The sequence below is a fragment of the Roseitalea sp. genome, from assembly GCF_984466335.1.
Genome location: NZ_CFIFWG010000196.1, coordinates 1 through 4,719 on the forward strand (window position 1 = coordinate 1; position 4,719 = coordinate 4,719).

The window sequence follows — 4,719 nt, forward strand, 5'->3', positions numbered from 1 at the left end:
CTGATGGCCAAGCTCGGCCGCAAGTCGCTGCGGCTGGAACTGCACGCGCCGATCGGCCGGATTCCCGAACGCCTGTCCGAATTCGCCGGCGCGCTGACGCTTTCGGACGATGGCAGCGTGCTGACCTACGACTATGACGCGACGGCCGAACGCACCGGCATCACGCGCTTGCTCGCCGGCCTTTCACAGGCCGATATCCGCGTCAACGACCTGTCGACGCGCCAGAGCTCTCTTGAGGACATCTTCGTTAACCTTGTGAGGGAATCGGCATGAACGTGCACGCGATCCGGGCGATCTATTGCTACGAGATGGCGCGCATGTGGCGCACGCTCGGCCAGAGCGTCGTCTCGCCGGTCCTGTCGACATCGCTCTATTTCGTCGTGTTCGGCGCGGCGATCGGCGGACAGATGGGCGAGATCGACGGCGTCTCCTACGGTGCGTTCCTCGTTCCCGGCCTTGTGATGCTGTCGCTTCTGACCCAGAGCGTGTCGAACGCGGCCTTCGGCATCTATTTTCCCAAGTTCACGGGCACGATCTACGAGCTTCTGTCCGCCCCCGTCTCCACCTTCGAGATCCTGTGCGGCTATGTCGGCGCGGCGGCGACCAAGTCGCTGATCCTGGGTGCGATCATCCTGGCGACCGCGACGCTGTTCGTCGACCTTCAGGTGGCGCATCCGTTCTGGATGCTGTTCTTCCTGATCTTGACGGCGACCACCTTCTCGCTGCTGGGATTTATCATCGGCATATGGGCGGAAGGGTTCGAGCAACTCCAGATCGTCCCGCTTCTGATCATCACGCCGCTCGTCTTCCTGGGCGGCAGCTTCTATTCGATCGACATGCTGCCGGAGTTCTGGCAGACCGTCACGCTGTTCAACCCGGTTCTGTACCTGGTCAGCGGCTTCCGCTGGAGTTTCTACGAAATCTCCGACGTGAGCCCGGCCATCTCGATCGCGGCGATCCTCGTTTTCCTGACGATCTGCTGCACGCTTGTATGGTGGATCTTCAAGACCGGCTACCGGCTGAAAAAGTGACCGGCCGCCGCCGCCGCGCCGGGATCACGGCCTATGGGCGCAGCGGGATCGCCATGCCTTCACCCCTCTCACGGAAAATAGCGCGCCGTGCGCCAGGCGGCCCCTTCCCCGTCGCGGGTGAAGATGAAGCGGTCGTGCAGGCGGAACTTGCCGTCCCGCCAGAACTCGACATGGGTCGGCGACAGCCGGAAGCCGGACCAGTGCGGCGGACGCGGGATGGCGCCCAGAGCGTATTTGGCGGTGTAGCGGGCCACTTCCTTTTCGAGCGCGAACCTGCTTTCCAGCGGCCGCGACTGACGCGACGCCCAGGCCCCGATGCGGCTGCCGCGCGGGCGCGACTGATAATAGGCGTCGGCCTCGACATCGCTGACGACCGTCACCGGCCCACGCAGGCGAACCTGCCGGCGCAGCGACTTCCAATGGAAACACATGGCCGCCTTCATCGTGCCGAGCAGTTCGGCGCCCTTCTGGCTTTCGAAGTTCGTGTAGAAGACAAAACCGGCTTCATCGAACCCCTTGAGCAGGACCATGCGCACATTGGGCAGTCCCTGGGCGTCGACGGTCGCAAGCGACAGCGCGTTGGGATCGTTCGGCTCGGTTCGCCTCGCCTCGGCGAGCCAGTCGGCGAACAGGCCGAACGGATCGGTCGCGTCCAGGGGATCACCTTCTGTTAACCGAGCTTGGGCCATGTTTCGCCTCTGATGGGTGTTTCGGGGTACGGCGTTGTTCGCCTTGGGTGCAGCGGTTGCGAAAATCGATCCATGCGTGCGCGCTGTCAAGCAAGGCGCGGCAATCGCGCGCGCGGCGACCGGCCTTGCCGGCGCGCTCGCGCTTGCGGGCTGCGTCATCGGCGGCGGCGCGATCGACGAGACGCTTTCCACAAACGCCATCTCGATGGCCGAGCCGTCGCCTTCGATCGCCGTCGACCCGTTCGCCGCGGAACGGCGGGGCGATGCGAGCGCGACAGATCGGCTCATCGACGAGGACACGATCCGGCTCGCCGTGACGACGGCCGACCTCGCCAGGCTGACGGCCGGCAGCCTGCCCTGGGCCAGCGCGGCCACCGGCTCGTCCGGGACGGTCACCGATATCAGCCAGGGGCGGATCGCGGGGCAGACCTGCCGCCGCTTTGCGGCCACGCGGAACGCCTATGACGGGGTGAGCATGTATCGCGGCGAGGTTTGCCTCGATCCGCGTTCGGGTTGGTGGACCCGCTCGCTGAGCCCGCTCGGCGGGGGCGACGGCGCCTGACACCCCAAAGGCCCTAGAATAGCATCCGCGCCTCACCCATATCACGGACAATGCGTGATGTTTGGAGGGATTGATGCGCGATCCTTATGCGGTGCTCGGCGTCTCCAGGACGGCGAGCGCGACGGACATAAAGTCCGCCTTCCGCAAGCTGGCGAAAACGTACCACCCGGACGCCAATCCGGACGACACGAAGGCCAAGGAGCGTTTCGCCGACATCTCGCGCGCCTATGAGGTCGTCGGTGACGAAGACAAGCGCAAGCGCTTCGACCGCGGCGAGATCGACGCCGAGGGCAGGGAACGGTTCCATGGCTATCCGGGCGGAAACGGCTTCACCGGCGCCGATGGTTTCGAAGATATGTTCGGCCGCCGCGCGCGCGGCTATCCGAAAGGCGGCGGCATCGATGCCGAGGATATTCTCAAGACGATGTTCGGGCGTGGCGCGGGCGGGCGGGCCGGGCGCGCCTTTTCAAGCGCCGACATCGACGACCTGTTCGGTGATCCGGTCGCCGGCGCGCACCGCGCCCGGCCGCAAAGGGGGCGGGACGTGGAGGTTCCGCTGGCCGTGTCGGCCGCCCAGGCGATCAGCGCCGGCAAGGCGAAACTGACGCTCAAGGACGGACGCACGATCGCCGTCCAGCTCCCAAGGGGCGTCGAGGACGGCCAGACCATCCGCCTGAAGGGCCAGGGCGAGGCCGGCCCGGCGGGCCATCACGGCGACCTTCTGGCCAAGGTCCGCATCCGGTCCGAGCCCGGCCTGCGCATCGACGGACGCAACGTCCATGCGGACGTCGAGGTCGCGCTCGCGACCGCCGTCGCGGGCGGCAAGGTGACCGCGACGACGCCCGAGGGCAGGAAGATCGCGCTCAAGGTCGCGCCTTGGACCTCTTCGGGCCGGACGCTTCGCGTGCCGGGCCACGGCCTGCCCGACCGGACGGGCAAACGCGGCGACCTGTTCGCGGTTCTCCAGATCCGGCTCGACGACGACGATCGCGAGCGGCTGCAAGCGCTCTATTCGGCAGAGAAGGCCAAGGGCTGAGCCGGGCGGCAGCGCCGCCGTCCGGGCGTTTCACCTTGAAGCGGTTCCGGTGCTGTGCGATATGCGCCCGCGTCGGGAAGCGGGCGGAGCGGAGTGGCCGAGATGAGTATGGGTTCAGGCCTGATGAAAGGCAAGCGCGGGCTGGTGATCGGGCTTGCCAACAACCGCTCGGTGGCCTGGGGCATCGCGAAATCCTGCGCCGCCCACGGCGCCGAACTGGCCTTCACCTATCAGGGCGATGCGCTCCGGCGTCGCGTCGAACCGCTCGCCCAGGAGCTGAACGCGCTGATTGCGGGCCATCTGGACGTCACCGAGCCGGCCTCGCTCGACGCCGCCTTCGCATATCTGGACAAGACCTGGGGGCGGCTCGATTTTCTCGTCCACGCCGTCGCCTTCTCCGACAAGGACGAACTGACCGGTCGCTATGTCGACACGAGCCGCGACAATTTCAGCCGGTCGATGGACATATCGGTCTACTCGCTGACCGATCTCGCCCGCCGCGCCGAGCCGCTGATGACCAATGGCGGCTCCATCCTGACGCTGACTTATTACGGCGCCGAGAAGGTGATGCCGCACTACAATGTGATGGGCGTCGCCAAGGCGGCGCTCGAAGCCAGCGTCAGATATCTGGCCGTCGACCTGGGACCGCGCAACATCCGCGTCAACGCGCTGTCGGCGGGGCCGATCAAGACGCTGGCCGCGTCCGGTATCGGCGATTTCCGCTACATCCTCAAATGGAACCAGTACAATTCGCCGCTGCGCAAGACCGTCACGATCGACGAGGTGGGCGATGCCGCCCTTTACCTTCTGAGCGACCTTTCACGGTCGGTCACCGGCGAGGTGCACCATGTCGACAGCGGCTACCATGTGGTCGGCATGAAGGCGGTCGACGCGCCCGACATCACCAAGCAATAGCGCGGCGGGCGGCGTTCAGGCACCGGCATGAGACCCGACCATCCGTTCTACATGATCCGTCACGGCGAGACGGACTGGAACCGCGAACGGCGCTTCCAGGGCCAGATGGACATTCCGGTCAACGCGCTCGGGCGCCGGCAGGCGCGCGCCTATGCCGACATGCTGCGCGCCGAACGCGCCGACTGGACCGGGTGGCGGTTCGTGGCAAGCCCGCTCGGACGCACGCGCGCCACCATGGAGATCGTGCGCGCCGGTCTCGGCTGCGCCCCGCAAGCCTATGAAACCGACGCCGACCTGGTGGAGGTCACGTTCGGCGACTGGGAGGGCCATACGCTGGAGGAGCTCGCATCCGAGCATGGCGGTCTTCTCGCCGCGCGCGAGAGCGACAAGTGGAACTTCACGGCGCCCGGCGGCGAGAGCTATGCGGCGGCCGTCAAGCGCGTGCGCCGCTTCCTTGAACGGCTTTCGGGACCGAGCGTGATCGTC

The 4,719-nt window shown here is 66.5% G+C and carries 6 protein-coding genes and 1 pseudogene; 6 read left to right on the plus strand and 1 reads right to left on the minus strand.

The genetic code is table 11. From position 1 onward, the window contains the following. A pseudogene (locus AC5E6L_RS14045) lies at positions 1-273 on the plus strand (multidrug ABC transporter ATP-binding protein); the annotation flags it as partial. Further along, positions 270-1,031: an ABC transporter permease gene (locus AC5E6L_RS14050; RefSeq protein WP_491229684.1), complete on the plus strand. Its 762-nt coding sequence runs from the start codon at positions 270-272 to the stop codon at positions 1,029-1,031. The pseudogene AC5E6L_RS14045 and the gene AC5E6L_RS14050, both read left to right, overlap by 4 nt. Positions 1,032-1,099: 68 nt before the next feature. Here AC5E6L_RS14050 and pdxH read toward each other — a convergent pair whose 3' ends face one another. Beyond that, positions 1,100-1,825, minus strand: a complete 726-nt coding sequence (gene pdxH, locus AC5E6L_RS14055) for a pyridoxamine 5'-phosphate oxidase (protein ID WP_491229686.1) — start codon at positions 1,823-1,825, stop codon at positions 1,100-1,102. On the opposite strand from pdxH, the gene AC5E6L_RS14060 reads away from it, so the two are divergent. The 4 genes from AC5E6L_RS14060 to AC5E6L_RS14075 form a co-directional block, all read left to right on the plus strand. Beyond that, positions 1,797-2,282: an RT0821/Lpp0805 family surface protein gene (locus AC5E6L_RS14060; protein WP_491229687.1), complete on the plus strand. Its 486-nt coding sequence runs from the start codon at positions 1,797-1,799 to the stop codon at positions 2,280-2,282. The two genes, pdxH and AC5E6L_RS14060, sit on opposite strands and share 29 nt — an antisense overlap. 73 nt (positions 2,283-2,355) lie before the next feature. After that, entirely contained in the window at positions 2,356-3,318 is a 963-nt protein-coding gene (locus AC5E6L_RS14065; protein ID WP_491774099.1) for a DnaJ C-terminal domain-containing protein, read from the plus strand. 102 nt (positions 3,319-3,420) lie between these two features. Then, positions 3,421-4,233: an enoyl-ACP reductase FabI gene (gene fabI, locus AC5E6L_RS14070; protein WP_491774101.1), complete on the plus strand. Its 813-nt coding sequence runs from the start codon at positions 3,421-3,423 to the stop codon at positions 4,231-4,233. A 27-nt stretch (positions 4,234-4,260) separates the two neighbouring features. After that, the coding region (locus tag AC5E6L_RS14075; RefSeq protein ID WP_491774103.1) for a histidine phosphatase family protein at positions 4,261-4,719 on the plus strand (459 nt) is incomplete at its 3' end.